We start from the raw sequence: 15858 nt of genomic DNA, 5'->3' as shown, positions 1-15858 counted from the left end.
CTCTTCACCCGCGGCCGACACAAAAAACCCTCCGGTGTCGCGCGACACCGGAGGGTTTTCGTTGGATCACCGAAGCCGCAGCCTTCAGTAGGCGTCGTGCTTCATCACCGTGAAGAAGGTCCGCACCAGAATGCGGATATCGGTGAGCAACGACCAATTGTTGATGTACCAGACATCGAGGTCGATGCGTCGGCGCATCTGATCCGTGTGGGCGGTCTCGCCCCGAAAACCGTGCACCTGAGCCCAGCCCGTGATGCCGGGCTTGACGTGGTGCCGACGGTAATAGTCGCCGATCAGCACACCATATTCCCGATCATGCGCCAGAGCATGGGGGCGAGGGCCGACCATCGACATGTCGCCCTTCAACACGTTGAACAGCTGCGGCAGCTCGTCGACGCTGCTGCGGCGCAGGAACGACCCGACTCGCGTCACGCGCTTGTCGCCACGGCGCGCCTGCACGACCTTCTCGTCGTCTTCCATCACCGTCATGGTGCGGAATTTATAGATGACGAACTGGTCCTGGTTGAAGCCGTTGCGGCGCTGACGGAAGATGATCGGCCCGACGCTGTCGAACTTGATAGCCGCCGCCGTGATGAGGAACACCGGCAACAGCAGCATGATGGCGAAGCCCGCGCCGAGCACGTCGAGCGCCCGCTTGGCCACCAGCTCGCCGAGGCTCATGGGCGAGCGCTGCAGGTCGATCAGGTGAACGGCGCAGCTTTCATGCGGGCCATGACGATGCACCACCGACCGGAACACATGGTTCGGCAGCAAGCGAACCGGCAGCGGCGACACGCGGAAGCATTCCTCGATCGCGTTCAGACGCTCGTTCGAGTCCCATTTGGCGACGACGATGAATTCCTTTGCCTTTGAGGCCCGGGCCTGTTCCAGAGCATCGGCCATGCGGGCATCGTCGAGGCCCACCGTGCCGGGATTGCCCTTGTCGAGCGAAGCGCGCCCCACTTCGCGCAGACCGAACTGCTGCAGCAGATAGTTCGGGGTGACGCGCGCCAGTTCCTCGGTTTCGCCCAGCAGAAAGGCGCGGCGTCCGATCACGGCATCGCGCCGCAACAAGCTCGTCACGATGTTGCCGGCGCCAAGACGGATGCCGTAGCAGGACGCAACCATCAGGGGTCCGAAGCACAACCACGTGCCCCTGGACATATCCTGGCCGGCCTTGAGCAGGAACAACGCCCCGGTCACGCCCAAAACCACGACGCCACAGGTGGTGAACACCTGGTTGAAGTACCGGCTTGGCTTGTAGAGCGCCTGAAAACGGTAAAGGCCGCGTGCCTTGCCGAGCGCCACATAGATCAAGCTCGCCACGGTGCCGATGCCCATGGTGACATCCATGGTCATCGCCGGACGACCCGACATGCCGTCGAAGATCGCCTCACCGCCGATGCTGCAGAGGATGATGCCGATCATCTCGGTCAAGCTCACCAGCACGCCCAGCGAGCGATACGAGAGCTGCAGCCCCGTGGGCCAGTCGGACACCTCCGACTTGTCATTGGCCCCGAGGGCAATCGATCGTTGGCTCATCAGGCAGGACGCTCCATCACTCGAATGGCCCAAGAAAACTTATGCAATTTTTAACGCTGCGACGCGGCAAAAACAACCGCATCGGCGCAACTTGCTTAATCCTGGTCAGCGGGGCAGCCATGCTGGATAAGATTAACCAAACATTCGGCATTGAATTGATTGCTGCAATGCAGGCAAAGCGACGTCGCAATGCGAAATCGGGCAAGGATCACAACGTCGTGAGACAAGCGTCCGAATTGCGGAAGCAGGCGGGTTTCCCAGCACAATCGCTCCGGTTGCTTCACATTTGAGCCTTCTCCGGAACAGGCGCTTAGGCCGCCACGCGTAAAACCGATCGCGGAGGAGCTTTCCATGGCGCTGTTCGGTGTGTTGGCTTTTGTGCTCGGTTACCTTGCAGGGCTTCGGTTTCGCGTGGCCGTCGTGGTGCCGTTGGAGGCTGCGGCCCTGGCCGGCGCTGTTGTGTTTGCGTTGACGGGCCATTGTGGCGTCGGAACGGCCTGTTGGGGCTTCCTCCTGTTCAGCGTCGTGCTGCAGGTCGGTTATGCCTTGGCGGTTGTTTGTCCGTTGCCGGTCCGCCGCCTGCCGGGCCGCCATACTCTGCAAGCTTGATGGCCGCAGGCTCAGGCACCGGCACCGGCCAGTTCCAGCCACGCGGCTTCGTCGATCACCATCAGGCCGAGTTCGCGGGCCTTGGTTTCCTTCGAGCCTGACCCGGGGCCCGCCACCACGATATCGGTCTTGCGTGAGACCGTGCCGGCCACCTTGGCGCCCAGGCTCTCGGCCCTGGCCTTTGCTTCGTCGCGCGTCATGCGCTCGAGCCCCCCCGTGAAGACGATCACCTTGCCGGCCACCGGGCTCGACGAGGCTATGGCTTCCATGGGCTCGACCGTGATCTCCGTTAGCAGGGCCTCCACGGCAGCGCGATTGTGGGCTTCCCCGAAAAAGTCCGCCAGGGCCTCGGCCACCACATCGCCCAGGCCCTCGATGGCTTGCAACTCGGCCCGCGCCTCGGACGCCGGCTCGCCGGCCGCTTCCGCGATCTGGCGGAGCGCCTCCATGCTGGGGAAATGCCGCGCCAGGCGTCGGGCGTTGGTTTCCCCGACATGGCGGATGCCGAGGCCGAACAGCACGCGGTTCATCGGCACGCTTCGACGGGCCTCGATGGCCGCGAAGAGATTACGCACCGAGGTGGCGCCGTAGCCTTCCCGATCGGCGATCTTCTTCAAGCTGCGCTTGTCGCGCGCCGCGAGCGTAAAGATGTCGGCCGGCGCGTGGATCAGGCCGTCGCCATAGAAGCTCTCGATCTGCTTGTCGCCGAGCCCCTCGATGTCGAAAGCAAGTCGCGAACAGAAATGTTTCAGGCGCTCGACCGCCTGGGCCGGGCAGACGAGGCCCCCGGTGCAGCGCCGCACCACGTCGACCTCGCCCTTGGCGTCGACCTCGCGGATCGCGGCCGAACCGCAGGCCGGACAATGGTCGGGAAACACGTAAGGCTCGCCTCGCGGCGCGACGGGGTCCAGCACGGGGCCGAGGATCTGGGGGATGACGTCGCCGGCGCGCTGCACCGCCACGCGGTCGCCCACCCGCACGTCTTTGCGGGCAATCTCGTCCTCATTGTGCAGCGTCGCGTTGGTCACCACGACGCCGCCGACCGTCACGGGTTCGAGCCGCGCCACGGGCGTCAGCGAACCCGTGCGGCCGACCTGGACGTCGATCGCCAGCAGGCGCGTGGTGGCACGTTCGGCCGGAAATTTGTGGGCCACGGCCCAGCGCGGCGCTCGTGACACGAAGCCGAGGCGGGCCTGATAGGCGAGGTCGTCCACCTTGTAGACGACGCCGTCGATGTCATAGGGCAGGGCGGCCCGGCCGGCCTCGACGGATCGATAATGAGCGATGAGGTCATCCGCGTCGGCGCAAAGCTTCGCCAGTGGATTGGTGGGCAGGCCCCAGCGGGCAAAGGTGGCGATCATGCCGCTGTGGGTCGCGGCCGGCAGGGCCGACAGCTCTCCCCAGGCATAGGCGAAGAAGCTCAAGGAACGGCCGGCCGTGACCTGGGGATCGAGCTGGCGCAACGAACCCGCGGCCGCGTTGCGCGGGTTGGCGAAAACGGGTTTGCCGGCCTCGGCCTGGCGGCGGTTGAGGGCCGCGAAATCGGGCTTCGTCATATAGACCTCGCCCCGCACCTCGCAGACGGCCGGCACGTCGTCACCGCTGAGATGCTTAGGCACCGCGTCGAGGGTGCGGATGTTGGCCGTCACGTCCTCGCCCTCGTGGCCGTCGCCGCGCGTCAGAGCCAGCACCAGCCGCCCCGCCTCGTAGCGCAGCGCGCAGGACAGGCCGTCGATCTTCGGTTCCGCCATCACGGGCAACGGCGCTTCGGTCGGCAGGCCGAGGAAGCGGCGCACCCGGGCCGCGAACTCGCCCACCTCCGCTTCGGCGAAGACGTTGCCTAGCGACAACATCGGCACCTTGTGCCGCACGTGCCGGAACTTTTCCGACGGCGCCGCCCCCACGCTGTCGCTCGGACCCGCGGGCGCGGCGAGGGCCGGAAAGGCTGCCTCGAGCTCACCCAGGCGCCGGCGCAGCCCATCATACTCGGCGTCCGAGACCGTCGGGGCGTCATGGCCGTGATAGGCGATGTCATGCGCCTTGATGGAGGCCGCGAGCCGCGCGTGTTCGGTGCGGGCGCGACGCTCGGTCAGGGGTTTCGCGGTGGTCGGCATGTCGGGCCCATGCGGTTCGTGGCCGAGCCTGATGGGCTCGGGATCGATCCGCAGGGTGCCTGCATGGTCGATAGGGTTGCGTTAACGCTGCCTCATTCGGCCGGCGCTGCGGCACCCTGGCCCCAGGCGGCCTGGATGTCTTCGAGGCTGCGGCCCTTGGTCTCGGGCACCAGGCGCCAGGTGAACGCGAAGGCGCCGATGGTCAGCACGCCATAGATCAGAAAGGCTGCCGATTGCCCGAGCGCGCTGACGATGCTGAGGAAGGTGAGGGCGACCAGCAGGTTGAAGGCCCAATTGGCCACCGTGGCCATGCTCATGCCGCGGCCGCGCACCGCCATCGGGAAGATTTCGGAGATCAGCAGCCAGAACACCGGCCCGAGCCCGATCGCGAAGAACGCCACATAGGCCGTAAGGCTCGCGGCCGTCAGCCAGCCGACGAGGCCTGACCCCGAGGCGATCATGAAGGCGCCCGCCAGCGCAAACAAGCTCGCCGCCATGCCGGCCATCCCGACCAGCAGCAGCACCCGGCGGCCGACCACGTCAATCAACCGGATCGCCACCAGCGTCATCAGCACGTTGACCGCCCCGACCCCGGCCGTCGCCAGGATGGAGGCCGAGGCCGAAGACAATCCGGCGGCCTGGAAGATGGTGGGCGCAAAATAGATGACCGTATTGATCCCGGTCACCTGCTGGAAGGCCGCGAGGCCGACGCCGACGATCAGCGGCATGCGTACGGACGGGCTGAACACCGAGACCTGCGCGCCCTTGCGCTCGACCCGGCCCTCGCGGGCGAGGTCGGTCTGCATCTGGGCCAGCTCGGCATCGATCTCGTCGGCCCGCTCGTAGGAGCCGCGCAGGGCCTTCAAGGCCACTCGGGCGTCGGCGATGTGGCCATGGCCGGCGAGCCAGCGCGGCGATTCCGGCAGGGCCAGCATGCCGCCCGCCAGCACGAAGCCCGGCAGGGCGCCGAGCCCCAGCATCCAGCGCCAGCCGCCGCTCGAGGCAAAGGCGTAGCCCACGAGATACGACACCACGATGCCGACCGTGATCATCAGCTGGTTGAGCGACACCATGGCGCCGCGCGTTTCAGCCGGTGCGGTTTCCGCGAGGTAGAGCGGCGACAGCATGGACGACACGCCGATGCCGAAACCGACCAGCAAACGGCCGATAAGCAACACCGTCAGGCTGGGTGCCAGGGCCGAAACGATCGAGCCGAGAACGAAGATCAGCGCCGTCGCCAGGATGACGGGGCGACGGCCGAAACGGTCGGCGAGGTCGCCCGCGAAGGCGGCCCCGAAGGCCGCGCCCGCGAGCGCGATGCTGGTCACCACGCCCTGCATGAAGGGCGACAGCTGGAACGCCTCACGCAGGAACAGCAGCGCCCCCGAGATGACGCCGGTGTCATAGCCGAACAAGAGGCCGCCGAGCGCGGCCGTGGCGGCGATGAGGCTGGCATGCATGGGCGATGGCTCCCTGTTGGGCGGTGACGAGAGGCGAAGCCGTGTCGAGACGAATGGAGCCGGCGCAGCGATTGTTCCGATGCGCCGCCCTTGAGGTGGATCGCGACCGCACATCGGGCTAAACCGGCCAGCGCGGCGCGGGGACGCACGGCGCAAAGGCGCGCGACACGGGGTTCACGATGGAACAACACACGGGCATGCGGGTCGAAAAGGATTCGCTCGGCGAGATCCAGGTGCCGGCCGACCACCTGTGGGGCGCGCAAACGCAGCGCTCCATCGAATGCTTCCCGATCGGCACCGAAACCTTCGTGTGGCGGCGTCCGGTGATCCGCGCCTTCGGCATCCTGAAGAAGAGCGCGGCCCTGGCCAATGGCGAACTCGGGCAGTTGCCGGCCGACATCGTGGCGATGATCGTGGCCGCCGCCGAAAGCGTCATCGACGGCGACGTCGATGCCGAGTTCCCGTTGGTGGTGTTCCAGACGGGTTCCGGCACGCAAAGCAACATGAATTCCAACGAGGTGATCGCCAATCTCGCGATCCGCAACGCAGGCGGGGTGCTGGGCTCGAAGACGCCGGTCAACCCGAACGACCACGTCAACCGCGGCCAGTCCTCGAACGACACCTTCCCGACCGCGATGCACATTGCCATCGTGGAAGAGATCGACCGGGACCTGTTCCCGGCCGTGACGCAGCTGCGCGACACGCTCGACCGTAAGGCGCGCGACTTCACCGATGTCGTCATGGTGGGCCGCACCCACCTGCAGGACGCGACGCCGGTAACGCTCGGCCAGGTGTTCTCAGGCTGGGTGGCGCAGCTCGACGAGGCGCTCGCGGCCATTCGGCTGACGCTGCCGGGGCTTTATTCGCTGGCCATCGGTGGTACGGCTGTCGGCACCGGCATCAACGCCCATCCGAAGTTCGGTGATGCGACGGCCGCCCGTATCGCGGCCGAAACCGGCCACGCCTTCATCTCCGCGCCCAACAAATTCGCGGCCCTGTCGGCCCATGACGCGGTGGCGACCACCAGCGGCACCATCCGGACGCTGGCCGGCGCCCTGATGAAGATCGCCAACGACATTCGCTGGTATGCCTGCGGGCCGCGGGCGGGCTTTGGGGAAATCTCCATCCCGGAGAACGAGCCCGGCTCCTCCATCATGCCGGGCAAGATCAATCCGACGCAATGCGAGGCCATGACCATGGTGGCGGTGCAGGTCTACGGCAACGACGCCGCCGTGGCGTTCGGCGCCAGCCAAGGCAATTTCCAGCTCAACGTGTTCAAGCCCGTGATGCTGCATAACGTGCTCGAATCCACCATGCTGATCTCGGATGCCTGCCGCGCCTTCGACCGGTTCTGCGCCACGGGCATCGAGCCGAACCGCGCCAGGATCGCCGACAATCTCGCTGGCTCGCTGATGGTCGTGACGGCGCTGAACCCACATATCGGCTATGAAAAGTCGGCCAAGATCGCCCTCAAGGCCCACCGCGAAGGCACTAGCCTCAAGGCTGCGGCGCTGGCGCTCGGTCACGTCACCGAGGAAGAGTTCGACCGCTGGGTAGTGCCGGCCGACATGACACATCCGCTGGCGGTGTGACGCTCAGGCCCGGCGCTTCCCTGCCGGGCAAGGTCGGGCGTTCGTCGCCGAAGCTGGTTTGAGCCTGGAAGGGAGCGCCGCGATGCCTGTCTACCGACTGGGGACCACCGAACCCGAACTGCCGGCGACCGGCAGCTTCTGGATCGCGCCCGATGCCCATGTGATCGGCGCCGTCAGTCTGGCGCCGGGCGTCGGGGTGTGGTTCGGCGCCGTGCTGCGGGGTGACAACGAAGCCATCGCGATCGGCCCCGACACCAACCTGCAGGAACACGTGCTGTGCCACACCGATCTGGGCTTCCCGCTCACGGTCGGGCGGGGCTGCACGGTCGGCCACCGCGCCATCCTGCACGGCTGCACGATCGGCGACGACGTGCTGATCGGCATGGGCGCGACGGTAATGAACGGCGCCCGCATCGGCGCCGGATCGATCGTCGGGGCCGGGGCCCTGTTGACCGAGGCCAAGAGCTTTCCGGATCACTCGCTCATCGTCGGCGCACCAGCCAAGCTGGTTCGGCGGCTCGACGACGCAGCGATCGAAGGTCTGCGGCGGTCTGCCGCGCATTATGTCGCGGCTTGGCGTCGCTTCGCCGACGACTTGCGCCGGCTCGACTGATCAGCGCGGGGCGCGCTTGGCCAGGATGCGCTGCAACGTCCGCCGGTGCATGTTGAGCCGCCGCGCCGTTTCCGAAACGTTGCGGCCGCAAAGCTCATAGATGCGCTGGATGTGTTCCCACCGCACGCGGTCGGCCGACATCGGATTCTCGGGCAGTTCGGCCTTGTCGTGACGGGTCGCCATCAGGGCCGAGAAGATCTCGTCGGCGTCGGCAGGCTTGGCCAGATAATCGAAGGCGCCGAGCTTCACCGCCGTGACGGCCGTGACGATGTTGCCGTAACCCGTGAGGATGATGCCCCGGGCATCGGGGCGCTTGGCCTTCAGTTCCGAGATGACGTCGAGCCCGTTGCCGTCGCCGAGCCGCATGTCGATTACCGCATAGGCGGGCGCCTTGGTGGCGATGTGCTCGAGGCCTTCGGCGACCGACTCGGCGGTCTCCACCTTGAAGCCGCGCTGGTCCATGGCGCGGGCCAGCCGCGACAAGAAGGGCTTGTCGTCATCGACGATCAGCAGGCTCGGATCGGCCCCGATGGCGGGTGCCGGGGACGGGGGTGGGGTTTCTTGAACCAGACTCATGATGGAACTCCGCTGTTGCATCCTCAAGTGGGGCTCGGACGTGGGAAATCAAAGCCCCTGAAGGGCTTGAAGCGCCACATACCGGCCGGTCGGCGTCGGCAGGGCGCCGTCCCGCTCGAACGCTTCGCGCGGCCAGTCGATCGCCACGATGGCGCCGGTGGCGGGTGCCGACGCGTTTCGGATATCGAGGCTGGCGCCCGAGCGTTCCAACAACGTCTTGGCGATGAACAACCCGAGCCCGAGGCCTGAGCCGTCTTCCGTCTTGGCGCGCCGGTCCTGGCCCTTCGAGCTGAGATAAGGTTCGCCGAGGCGGGCCAGAACATCGGGTGAGAAGCCGGGACCGTCGTCCGTGATGGTGACGCCGACGTTCGACGCATCCCACCGGCTCTCGATCACCACGCCGGCCCGGGCATAATCGATGGCGTTCTCGACGAGGTTGCCGAGGCCATACAGGAGGCCGGGGTTGCGGGCGCAGACCGGTTCGCCGCCCTGGCCCTCCCGCACCACCGACAGCGCGACGCCGAAGTGACGATGCGGGCTGATCACCTCCTCGATCAGGTGCGACAAGGCCATGCGTTCCAACGGGCCGTCCTTTTCGTCGTTGAGCGAGGTGAGCTTGCCCAGGATCACCCGGCAACGGCTGCTTTCCTGGTCGAGCAGCGCCAGATCGTCGCGCAGCACCTGCGGCTCGAGGCCGCCCGGCTGCGCTGCGCCGCGCATCAACTCCTTGATCACCAGCGTGATGGTGGCCAGCGGGGTTCCGAGCTCGTGCGCGGCCGCGGCCGCGAGGCCGTCCAACTGCGTCAGATGTTGCTCGCGGGCCAGCACCAGCTCGGTCGCGGCCAGCGCGTCGGCGAGCTGGCGGGCTTCCTCGGCCACCCGCGAGGCGTAAAGGCCCACGAAGCCGGCGCCGATCACCACCGCCATCCAGGTACCGAGGCTGAACACCGGCGGCATGTCGAGGTGCTGGCCCGGCATCCAGGGCAGCGGCTGGTGAACCCGCACCAGCAGGGTCGCGGCGGCGCCGGTCAACAGCCCCAGCAACAGGGTGCGCGACGGCGACAGCGACACGGCCGAAATCATCAGCGGCCCGAGGAACAACATGGAAAACGGATTGCCGAGGCCGCCCGTCAGGTAGAGGAGTAGGGTCAGCTGCACGATGTCGTAGGCGAGCAGCAGCGTGGCGTCCTGGTCCTCGAATCGATGGGTGAGCGGCACCTTCAGGCGGAGCACGATGTTGAGCGCGACCGAGGCGGCGATCACCAGCAGGCAGAGCACCAGCGGCAGCGTGAAGCGGAGGCCGAAGGCCGTCACCAGTACGGCCAGCAGCTGACCGCCGATGGCCAGCCAGCGCAGCCCCATCATGGTGGCGGCCCGGACATGGCGCGGCGGCTTGCCGAGGGCGGTGGTGAGATGCGAGGCCACGCGTTGATCCTTGGCTCCCGGAGCGGGGCGGTAGGGAAGTGGAATAATGCAGCCGGATGATTTGCAAAGCGTGACGGGTCGTCCCGTGCCGGCCATCGCGCTGACGGGTGTCAGCAAGCTGTTCGCCGGCAAGGCGGCCGTGTCGGACCTGTCGCTGACCATCCCGCAAGGTTCCGTCACCGGGCTGCTGGGCGGCAACGGCGCCGGCAAGACCACCACAATCGGCATGATCATGGGCCTGGTGCTGCCGAGCTCCGGCAGCGTGCGGGTGCTCGGCGCCGACATGGCGCGCGACCGGCACAAGGTGTTGGGCCGCATCAATTTCGAGAGCCCCTATGTCGACCTGCCACATCGCCTGACGGTGCGGCAGAACCTGACGGTCTTCGCCAAGCTCTACGGCGTTCCGCAAGCTCGGGACCGCATCGCGGCGCTGGTCGAGGATCTGGCGCTCGGGGCCTTCGTGGATCGCGCGTCCGGCCAGTTGTCGGCTGGCCAGAAGACCCGGGTGGCGCTCGCCAAGGCGCTGATCAACGAGCCCGAACTGTTGTTGCTCGACGAGCCGACCGCCTCGCTCGATCCCGACACGGCCGACTGGATCCGCGCCCATATCGAAGCCTACCGGCAGCGGCGCGGCGCCACCATTCTGCTGGCGTCCCACAACATGAACGAGGTGGAACGGTTGTGCGACCGCATCGTCTTCCTGCAGGCGGGACGCATCGTCGCCGATGGCACCCCTGAGGCGCTGTTGCGCCGTTTCGGTCGAAACGACCTCGAGGCCGTGTTCCTCGACGTGGTGCGGGGTGGGGCGCCACAGCGGGATGCCGCCCAATGAGCATGTTCGACGAAGTGCGCGGCGGCTTCTCGGCCGCCCGGGTCGGAGCCATGGTGCTGCGCTACACCTACCTGCTGCGCTCGTCCTGGCCGCGGGTACTCGACCTCATCTATTGGCCGACCGTGCAGATGGTCACCTGGGGGTTTCTGCAGACCTATGTGTCGAAAGCCGGGGCCGGCGGACCGGTGGCGGTCGGGGCCGGCGCCCTGATCGGCGCCGTGATGTTGTGGGACATCCTGTTCCGCGGCCAGCTCGGCTTCTCGATGTCGTTTCTCGAAGAACTCTATTCGCGCAACGTCGGCAACCTGATGATGAGCCCGCTGCGTCCGCTCGAGCTCGTGGCCGCCTTGATCGTGATGAGCACGCTGCGGCTCGCCATCGCGATCGTGCCCGTCACCGCCATGGCGGTGTGGTTCTTCGGCTTCAACCTGTGGGGGCTCGGCTTCGCGGTGGGGGTCTTCTTCGCCAACCTGCTGCTCACGGGCTGGGCCGTGGGGCTGCTGGTGGCCGGGCTGCTGCTGCGCAACGGGCTCGGTGCCGAGGCGCTCGCCTGGAGCCTGATGTTCCTGCTGCTGCCGCTCACCTGCGTCTATTACCCGGTGTCGGTGCTGCCCGGCTGGCTGCAGCCGGTCGCACTGGCCTTGCCGCCCACCTATGTGTTCGAGGGATTGCGGATGCTGGTCAGCCAGCACCATGTGTCGGTCTCCGACATGGCCATGGCATTCGGCATCAACGCGGTTCTGTTCCTTGGTGGCCTCATGGCGTTTCTGGCGCTGCTCGACAGCGCCAAGCGGCGCGGCACCCTGCTGCAGTCGGGGGAATGAGGCGAGCGCGGCTAGCCGGCCTCGCCCTCCGTCATTGGGAGCGAAGCGAAGCAAACCAGAACCCGGCGCTGCCTGGATTGCCGCGGCGACTGCGTCGCCTCGCAACGACGGAAGAGGGTGGCTGGGTCTTGATCCGGCCGAACGCGATGAACCCTAAGCAGGCCGCCAGGCCGCGCGATTGTGCGACGCGGCGCTCGGTCCTATATTGTGCTGTGCAGCATGGCACGGATGCGCGCAGCCGTGCGGCCGTCCTCAACGGCGTCCGATGCGGCATTTCTGCACGGGGAAGCCGGGTTCGATGCAAATGTCTTATCAGATGTACGAGATGGCCCATCTGGCGCTGATGCCGGCGCGGCTCGTTTCGGACGCCACATGCGCGTGGTTCAAGAACCCCCTGAACCCGGCCTCCTATACCCCCTTCGGCCGCAACCTCGCGGCCTCGGCCGAGCTGTTCGAGCGCATGACGCGCCGCTATGGCAAGCCGGTGTTCGGCTTCACCCAGACGACGGTGGAAGGCCGCGAAGTCGCGGTGCAGGAAGAAACCGTGTGGCAGCGGCCGTTCTGCCGCCTGGTGCGGTTCCGCCGCGACGGGCTCGAAGGTCGCCTTCCGCAGGCGAAGCTGCTCATCGTGGCCCCCATGTCGGGCCATTACGCGACGCTGCTGCGCGGCACCGCCGAAGCCTTCCTGCCGTTCTACGACGTCTACATCACCGATTGGTCCGACGCCCGCATGGTGCCGCAGGCGGCGGGCCGCTTCGACCTCGACGATTACATCGACGACCTGATGGCGATGTGCCGTGCGCTCGGTGAGCGGTCGCCCGCGACCCCCGTCCACACCCTCGGGGTCTGCCAGCCCGCCGTGCCACTGCTGGCCGCCGTGGCCCGCATGGAAGCCGAGCGCGATCCGCTGGCCCCCGCCTCGATGACCCTGATGGGCGGCCCCATCGACACGCGTCGCGCCCCGACGGCCGTCAACAAGCTCGCCCAGGAGCGGGGCACCGAGTGGTTCCGCGAGAACTGCCTGCGCACGGTGCCGCTGCCCTATCCGGGGGCCGGGCGCTCGGTCTACCCCGGGTTCCTGCAGCTGTCGGGCTTCATGGCCATGAACATGGACCGCCACGTCACGGCCCATACCGACATGTTCAACTACCTGGTACAGGGCGACGGCGACTCGGCCGAGAAGCACCGCGAGTTCTATGACGAATACCTCGCCGTGATGGATCTGACGGCGGAATTCTACATGCAGACCATCGAAACCGTCTTCGTGCGGCAATCGCTGGCCAAGGGCGAGATGACCCACCGCGGCGCGCCGGTCGACCCCGGCGCCATCCGAAACGTTGGGCTGCTGACCATCGAGGGTGAGCGCGACGACATTTCGGGGCTGGGCCAGACCGAGGCCGCGCAGGACCTTTGCGCCAACATCCCGGCCGCGATGAAGCGCCATCACGTGCAGATGGGCGTCGGCCATTACGGCGTCTTCAACGGCTCGCGTTTCCGTGCCGGCGTGGTGCCGCTCATCGTCGATTTCACCCGCGGCATCGACGCACGCCGCGCGCCCGACCGCTTGGCCGGCTGAAGGAGAACCCCATGGAGATCAGGCGCAGCGGCGCGCAGCCGTCGGGGCGAGGCCCGGCCGAATGGTTCACCGGCACGGTGCGGATCGACCCGCTGTTCGCGCCGCCCGAGCCCGCCCGCGTGGCAGGTGCCTTGGTGACCTTCGAGCCCGGAGCCCGCACGGCCTGGCACACCCATCCGCTCGGCCAGACCCTGATGGTCACGGCCGGCCTCGGGCTCGTGCAGCGTGACGGCGGCCCCATCGAGGAAATCCGCCCCGGCGACGTGGTCTGGTTCCCCCCGGGCGAAAAGCATTGGCACGGGGCCGGCCCGACCACCGCCATGAGCCACATCGCCATTCAGGAAAAGCTGAACGGCTCGCCGGTGGATTGGCTGGAGCACGTCACCGATGCTCAGTATGGCTCTCGCTAGGGCCAGCCGGGCATGTTTCCCGGTGTGACGGTCGACTTCGACGTTCAGCGCTTTGCGGACTTTCAGAACGTCTGCTTCTGGCAAGTTGAAGCTGCCCGCGGCATGAGCCACGGGCGCTCTGGTCGACCTGTTAGAGTGGATCAGGCCGTAGCGGCAGCCTTCTTGCGCTTCGCTCCGTAGCCAATCCCACCGAGCGCCAGAAGAGCAGCCCCAAACAATGGAAGGGATGAGGGGAGCGGGACTGCCGAAAGGGTGCCACTACCCGAGAGCTTGTCGACCCTGAAGCGAATATTGAAGCCGCCAGGAGGATCCAAGCCTGCATCTTGCGACTCGAAGAGCCCGCCGCCAGAAACACTGATCGGACCAAAGCTTTCTTCAGGGTTCAGAGGAATATTGGACAGCGATGACGCAACATCAATGGTCAGATTGGTGTCGAGGCCCTGCAAAGAGCCAAACACGACGCTACTGTCACCAACGAAGAAGCTTAGCGAGGATATCGAGCCATTGTTCGTGATGGAAGATAGTCCGAGAAACACATTGTAGATATAACACGACGTCGCGCCGATGGAGATTTTTGCGTCACTCGTTTCAATAACCGTCTGCGAAGAGCCAGATGAGGCGAGTGCGCTACCATCGACGATAATGCTGATCGCCTGGTTCTCGAAAGAAGGGACGTTGTTGCCGCTGCCGTCAAGGGCAGAAGTGACAGTTCCAAAGAAATTAAATTGAAACGCCGATGCGCGGCTTGCGCCCGCACAGATCATGATTAGTGCCGCCAAGACGGTCGAAAACTGCTTCCTCATATTCACGACTCCCTGGCAGCAAAAATCCGCCAGATCTATCCTGCGTTGCCAGCTAGAAAGCTGCAATTCGATTCGAATGTACACTGAACAGGATGATGGAGCGATCTGTCCACCTACCCTTTGGTCTGTGGACAGCGCCGCAATATTCCGAGTGTGGCTGAACGGGGCGGCTCAAGGCAGGATTTGTTAGGTATGTTTGCTACCAAATACCGAACTTGCCTGTGCGGTTAGGCTACCGCAGCAGATTTCCCACGGCAGAAGACGCTGTACCCTGCGCTGAGACACCTTCAGCGCCCGTCTACGTCAGCAATGCAACCGAGATGCCACCGGTCGCCCGAGGGCTTTGCCCGGCCGGTCGCCGCGGCTTAGGATCGAGCCCAATCCTTGGGGGAGGGCCGATGCCCGAACATGGTTCGCTCGGCGCTTATCTCCGGAACCGCCGTACGAAGCTCGATCCCGTCGGCTTCGGGTTTTCGGGGCGGCGTCGTACGGCCGGGCTGCGCCGCGAAGAGGTGGCGCAGCGGGCCAACATCAGCGCCACCTGGTACACTTGGTTGGAACAAGGCCGCGGCGGTCCTCCGTCGGCCGAGGTGCTCGACCGCATCGCGCGGGCTCTGACCCTCAGCGACCTGGAGCGCGAGCACCTATTCCTGCTCGGCCTCGGGCACCCGCCCGAGGTGCGCTACCAGGGCCCCGACCCGATCACGCCGCGCCTGCAACGGGTGCTCGACGCGCTGACCTACAGCCCGGCCATCGTGCGCAACGCCACCTGGGACGTGGTGGCCTGGAACCGCGCCGCAGCAGTCGTGCTGACCGACTATGCCCGCCTGCCGCCGGACGGGCGCAACATCCTGCGGATGATCTTCTGCGACGCCCGGGTGCGGGCCGCCCAGGCGGATTGGGAGGCGGTGGCGCGCTTCGTGGTCGGCACCTTCCGGATCGATGCGGCGCGTGCCGGGGCCGATGCCGCGATCGCCCCCCTGGTCGACGAGCTTTGCCAGCGCAGCCCGGAGTTCCGAGCCCTATGGCAGGACAATGAGGTCGGCCGCCATGGCGAAGGGGTGAAGCGGCTGCGCCACCCGGTCGGGGGCGAGCTCGCGCTCGAATATTCCGCGTTCCTGGTCGACGGGCGGCCGGATCTCGGCATGCTGGTGTACCAACCGGCCACCGAGGCCGATCGGGCGGTGATCGAACGGCTGGTCGACGGCACGATCGCGCTGGCGGCCGAGTGAAGCTGCCTGGCCCCGCGGCGCGAAGCCTTCTCGGACGCGTCTTTGGACGCAAGCCGGCCGAGGCCGCCGAATCGAGCTTCGAGATCGAGCACGACGGGGTGGTGCACCGCATCCGCCTGCGCCGCGTCGCCTCGGCCCGGCGCTACACGCTGCGGGTCCGCATGGCGCGCGGCGACGTGGTGCTGACCATGCCGCTGCGCGGCTCTGCCGAGGCCGCGCGGGACTTCGCGCGCCGCCATGCCCCATGGGT

General features: G+C 66.7%; 15 protein-coding genes and 1 pseudogene. 10 read left to right on the top strand and 6 right to left on the bottom strand.

What is annotated here, in order from left to right; translation table 11 throughout:
- Positions 1-84 precede the first annotated feature (84 nt).
- Positions 85-1542: an exopolysaccharide biosynthesis polyprenyl glycosylphosphotransferase gene (locus P7D22_RS10035; protein WP_319934088.1), complete on the bottom strand. Its 1458-nt coding sequence runs from the start codon at positions 1540-1542 to the stop codon at positions 85-87.
- Positions 1543-1583: 41 nt separating this feature from the next.
- Here P7D22_RS10035 and P7D22_RS10030 point away from each other — a divergent pair, with 41 nt between their 5' ends.
- Both P7D22_RS10030 and P7D22_RS10025 read left to right on the top strand, forming a co-directional pair.
- Positions 1584-1832 (top strand): hypothetical protein, encoded by a 249-nt coding sequence (locus P7D22_RS10030; RefSeq protein ID WP_319934087.1) that lies wholly within the window; start codon positions 1584-1586, stop codon positions 1830-1832.
- A 61-nt stretch (positions 1833-1893) separates the two neighbouring features.
- Positions 1894-2151 carry a hypothetical protein gene (locus tag P7D22_RS10025; RefSeq protein ID WP_319934086.1) on the top strand — a complete coding sequence of 86 codons (258 nt, stop codon included), beginning with the start codon at positions 1894-1896 and terminating at the stop codon, positions 2149-2151.
- 11 nt (positions 2152-2162) lie between these two features.
- Here the strand turns inward: P7D22_RS10025 and ligA are convergent, their stop codons facing one another.
- Together ligA and P7D22_RS10015 are read right to left on the bottom strand one after the other, a co-directional pair.
- Positions 2163-4265, bottom strand: a complete 2103-nt coding sequence (gene ligA, locus P7D22_RS10020; protein ID WP_319934085.1) for an NAD-dependent DNA ligase LigA — start codon at positions 4263-4265, stop codon at positions 2163-2165.
- 92 nt (positions 4266-4357) lie between these two features.
- Positions 4358-5725, bottom strand: coding sequence for a sugar porter family MFS transporter (locus P7D22_RS10015; RefSeq protein ID WP_319934084.1), 1368 nt, complete (start codon positions 5723-5725; stop codon positions 4358-4360).
- 179 nt (positions 5726-5904) lie between these two features.
- Here P7D22_RS10015 and fumC point away from each other — a divergent pair, with 179 nt between their 5' ends.
- Both fumC and P7D22_RS10005 read left to right on the top strand, forming a co-directional pair.
- The gene (fumC, locus tag P7D22_RS10010) at positions 5905-7317 is read left to right on the top strand and encodes a class II fumarate hydratase (protein WP_319934083.1); all 1413 of its coding nucleotides are present in this window, start codon (positions 5905-5907) and stop codon (positions 7315-7317) included.
- 82 nt (positions 7318-7399) lie between these two features.
- Positions 7400-7930 carry a gamma carbonic anhydrase family protein gene (locus P7D22_RS10005; RefSeq protein ID WP_319934082.1) on the top strand — a complete coding sequence of 177 codons (531 nt, stop codon included), beginning with the start codon at positions 7400-7402 and terminating at the stop codon, positions 7928-7930.
- Here P7D22_RS10005 and P7D22_RS10000 read toward each other — a convergent pair whose 3' ends face one another.
- Positions 7931-8506, bottom strand: coding sequence for an ActR/PrrA/RegA family redox response regulator transcription factor (locus tag P7D22_RS10000; RefSeq protein WP_319934081.1), 576 nt, complete (start codon positions 8504-8506; stop codon positions 7931-7933).
- Between the two features lie 48 nt (positions 8507-8554).
- Positions 8555-9931 carry an ActS/PrrB/RegB family redox-sensitive histidine kinase gene (locus P7D22_RS09995; protein ID WP_319934080.1) on the bottom strand — a complete coding sequence of 459 codons (1377 nt, stop codon included), beginning with the start codon at positions 9929-9931 and terminating at the stop codon, positions 8555-8557.
- A gap of 46 nt (positions 9932-9977) precedes the next feature.
- Between P7D22_RS09995 and P7D22_RS09990 the strand changes: the two genes are divergently transcribed.
- The 4 genes from P7D22_RS09990 to P7D22_RS09975 all read left to right on the top strand — a co-directional run bounded on the left by P7D22_RS09990 (position 9978) and on the right by P7D22_RS09975 (position 13573).
- The gene (locus P7D22_RS09990) at positions 9978-10763 is read left to right on the top strand and encodes an ABC transporter ATP-binding protein (protein WP_319934079.1); all 786 of its coding nucleotides are present in this window, start codon (positions 9978-9980) and stop codon (positions 10761-10763) included.
- On the top strand, positions 10760-11587 hold the full coding sequence (locus P7D22_RS09985; RefSeq protein ID WP_319934078.1) for an ABC transporter permease: 828 nt from the start codon (positions 10760-10762) through the stop codon (positions 11585-11587). Before P7D22_RS09990 ends, P7D22_RS09985 begins: the two co-directional genes overlap by 4 nt.
- A gap of 304 nt (positions 11588-11891) precedes the next feature.
- Positions 11892-13163 carry a polyhydroxyalkanoate depolymerase gene (locus tag P7D22_RS09980; RefSeq protein WP_319934077.1) on the top strand — a complete coding sequence of 424 codons (1272 nt, stop codon included), beginning with the start codon at positions 11892-11894 and terminating at the stop codon, positions 13161-13163.
- Between the two features lie 11 nt (positions 13164-13174).
- Positions 13175-13573, top strand: a complete 399-nt coding sequence (locus P7D22_RS09975; RefSeq protein WP_319934076.1) for a (R)-mandelonitrile lyase — start codon at positions 13175-13177, stop codon at positions 13571-13573.
- Positions 13574-13713: 140 nt separating this feature from the next.
- Here P7D22_RS09975 and P7D22_RS09970 read toward each other — a convergent pair whose 3' ends face one another.
- A complete protein-coding gene (locus P7D22_RS09970; protein WP_319934075.1) occupies positions 13714-14376 on the bottom strand; it encodes a hypothetical protein in 663 nt (220 codons plus the stop codon).
- Between the two features lie 398 nt (positions 14377-14774).
- On the opposite strand from P7D22_RS09970, the gene P7D22_RS09965 reads away from it, so the two are divergent.
- Positions 14775-15608: a helix-turn-helix transcriptional regulator gene (locus P7D22_RS09965; protein WP_319934074.1), complete on the top strand. Its 834-nt coding sequence runs from the start codon at positions 14775-14777 to the stop codon at positions 15606-15608.
- A pseudogene (locus P7D22_RS09960) lies at positions 15605-15858 on the top strand (hypothetical protein); the annotation flags it as partial. The gene P7D22_RS09965 and the pseudogene P7D22_RS09960, both read left to right, overlap by 4 nt.

Origin of the sequence: Lichenihabitans sp. Uapishka_5 (genome assembly GCF_033947565.1) — a bacterium.
GTDB lineage: Bacteria > Pseudomonadota > Alphaproteobacteria > Rhizobiales > Beijerinckiaceae > Lichenihabitans.
This window is presented reverse-complemented; position numbering and strand designations above follow the sequence as displayed.

What these genes read in the sequence shown, in the direction of transcription:
- P7D22_RS10015 (WP_319934084.1), bottom strand. Translation starts at nt 5,725, where the DNA reads ATGCATGCCAGCCTCATCGCCGCCACGGCCGCGCTCGGCGGCCTCTTG.
- P7D22_RS09980 (WP_319934077.1), top strand. Translation starts at nt 11,892, where the DNA reads ATGTCTTATCAGATGTACGAGATGGCCCATCTGGCGCTGATGCCGGCG.
- P7D22_RS10025 (WP_319934086.1), top strand. Translation starts at nt 1,894, where the DNA reads ATGGCGCTGTTCGGTGTGTTGGCTTTTGTGCTCGGTTACCTTGCAGGG.
- P7D22_RS10000 (WP_319934081.1), bottom strand. Translation starts at nt 8,506, where the DNA reads ATGAGTCTGGTTCAAGAAACCCCACCCCCGTCCCCGGCACCCGCCATC.
- P7D22_RS10030 (WP_319934087.1), top strand. Translation starts at nt 1,584, where the DNA reads ATGCAATTTTTAACGCTGCGACGCGGCAAAAACAACCGCATCGGCGCA.
- P7D22_RS10035 (WP_319934088.1), bottom strand. Translation starts at nt 1,542, where the DNA reads ATGAGCCAACGATCGATTGCCCTCGGGGCCAATGACAAGTCGGAGGTG.
- fumC (WP_319934083.1), top strand. Translation starts at nt 5,905, where the DNA reads ATGGAACAACACACGGGCATGCGGGTCGAAAAGGATTCGCTCGGCGAG.
- P7D22_RS09985 (WP_319934078.1), top strand. Translation starts at nt 10,760, where the DNA reads ATGAGCATGTTCGACGAAGTGCGCGGCGGCTTCTCGGCCGCCCGGGTC.
- P7D22_RS09965 (WP_319934074.1), top strand. Translation starts at nt 14,775, where the DNA reads ATGCCCGAACATGGTTCGCTCGGCGCTTATCTCCGGAACCGCCGTACG.
- ligA (WP_319934085.1), bottom strand. Translation starts at nt 4,265, where the DNA reads ATGCCGACCACCGCGAAACCCCTGACCGAGCGTCGCGCCCGCACCGAA.
- P7D22_RS10005 (WP_319934082.1), top strand. Translation starts at nt 7,400, where the DNA reads ATGCCTGTCTACCGACTGGGGACCACCGAACCCGAACTGCCGGCGACC.
- P7D22_RS09990 (WP_319934079.1), top strand. Translation starts at nt 9,978, where the DNA reads ATGCAGCCGGATGATTTGCAAAGCGTGACGGGTCGTCCCGTGCCGGCC.
- P7D22_RS09975 (WP_319934076.1), top strand. Translation starts at nt 13,175, where the DNA reads ATGGAGATCAGGCGCAGCGGCGCGCAGCCGTCGGGGCGAGGCCCGGCC.
- P7D22_RS09970 (WP_319934075.1), bottom strand. Translation starts at nt 14,376, where the DNA reads ATGAGGAAGCAGTTTTCGACCGTCTTGGCGGCACTAATCATGATCTGT.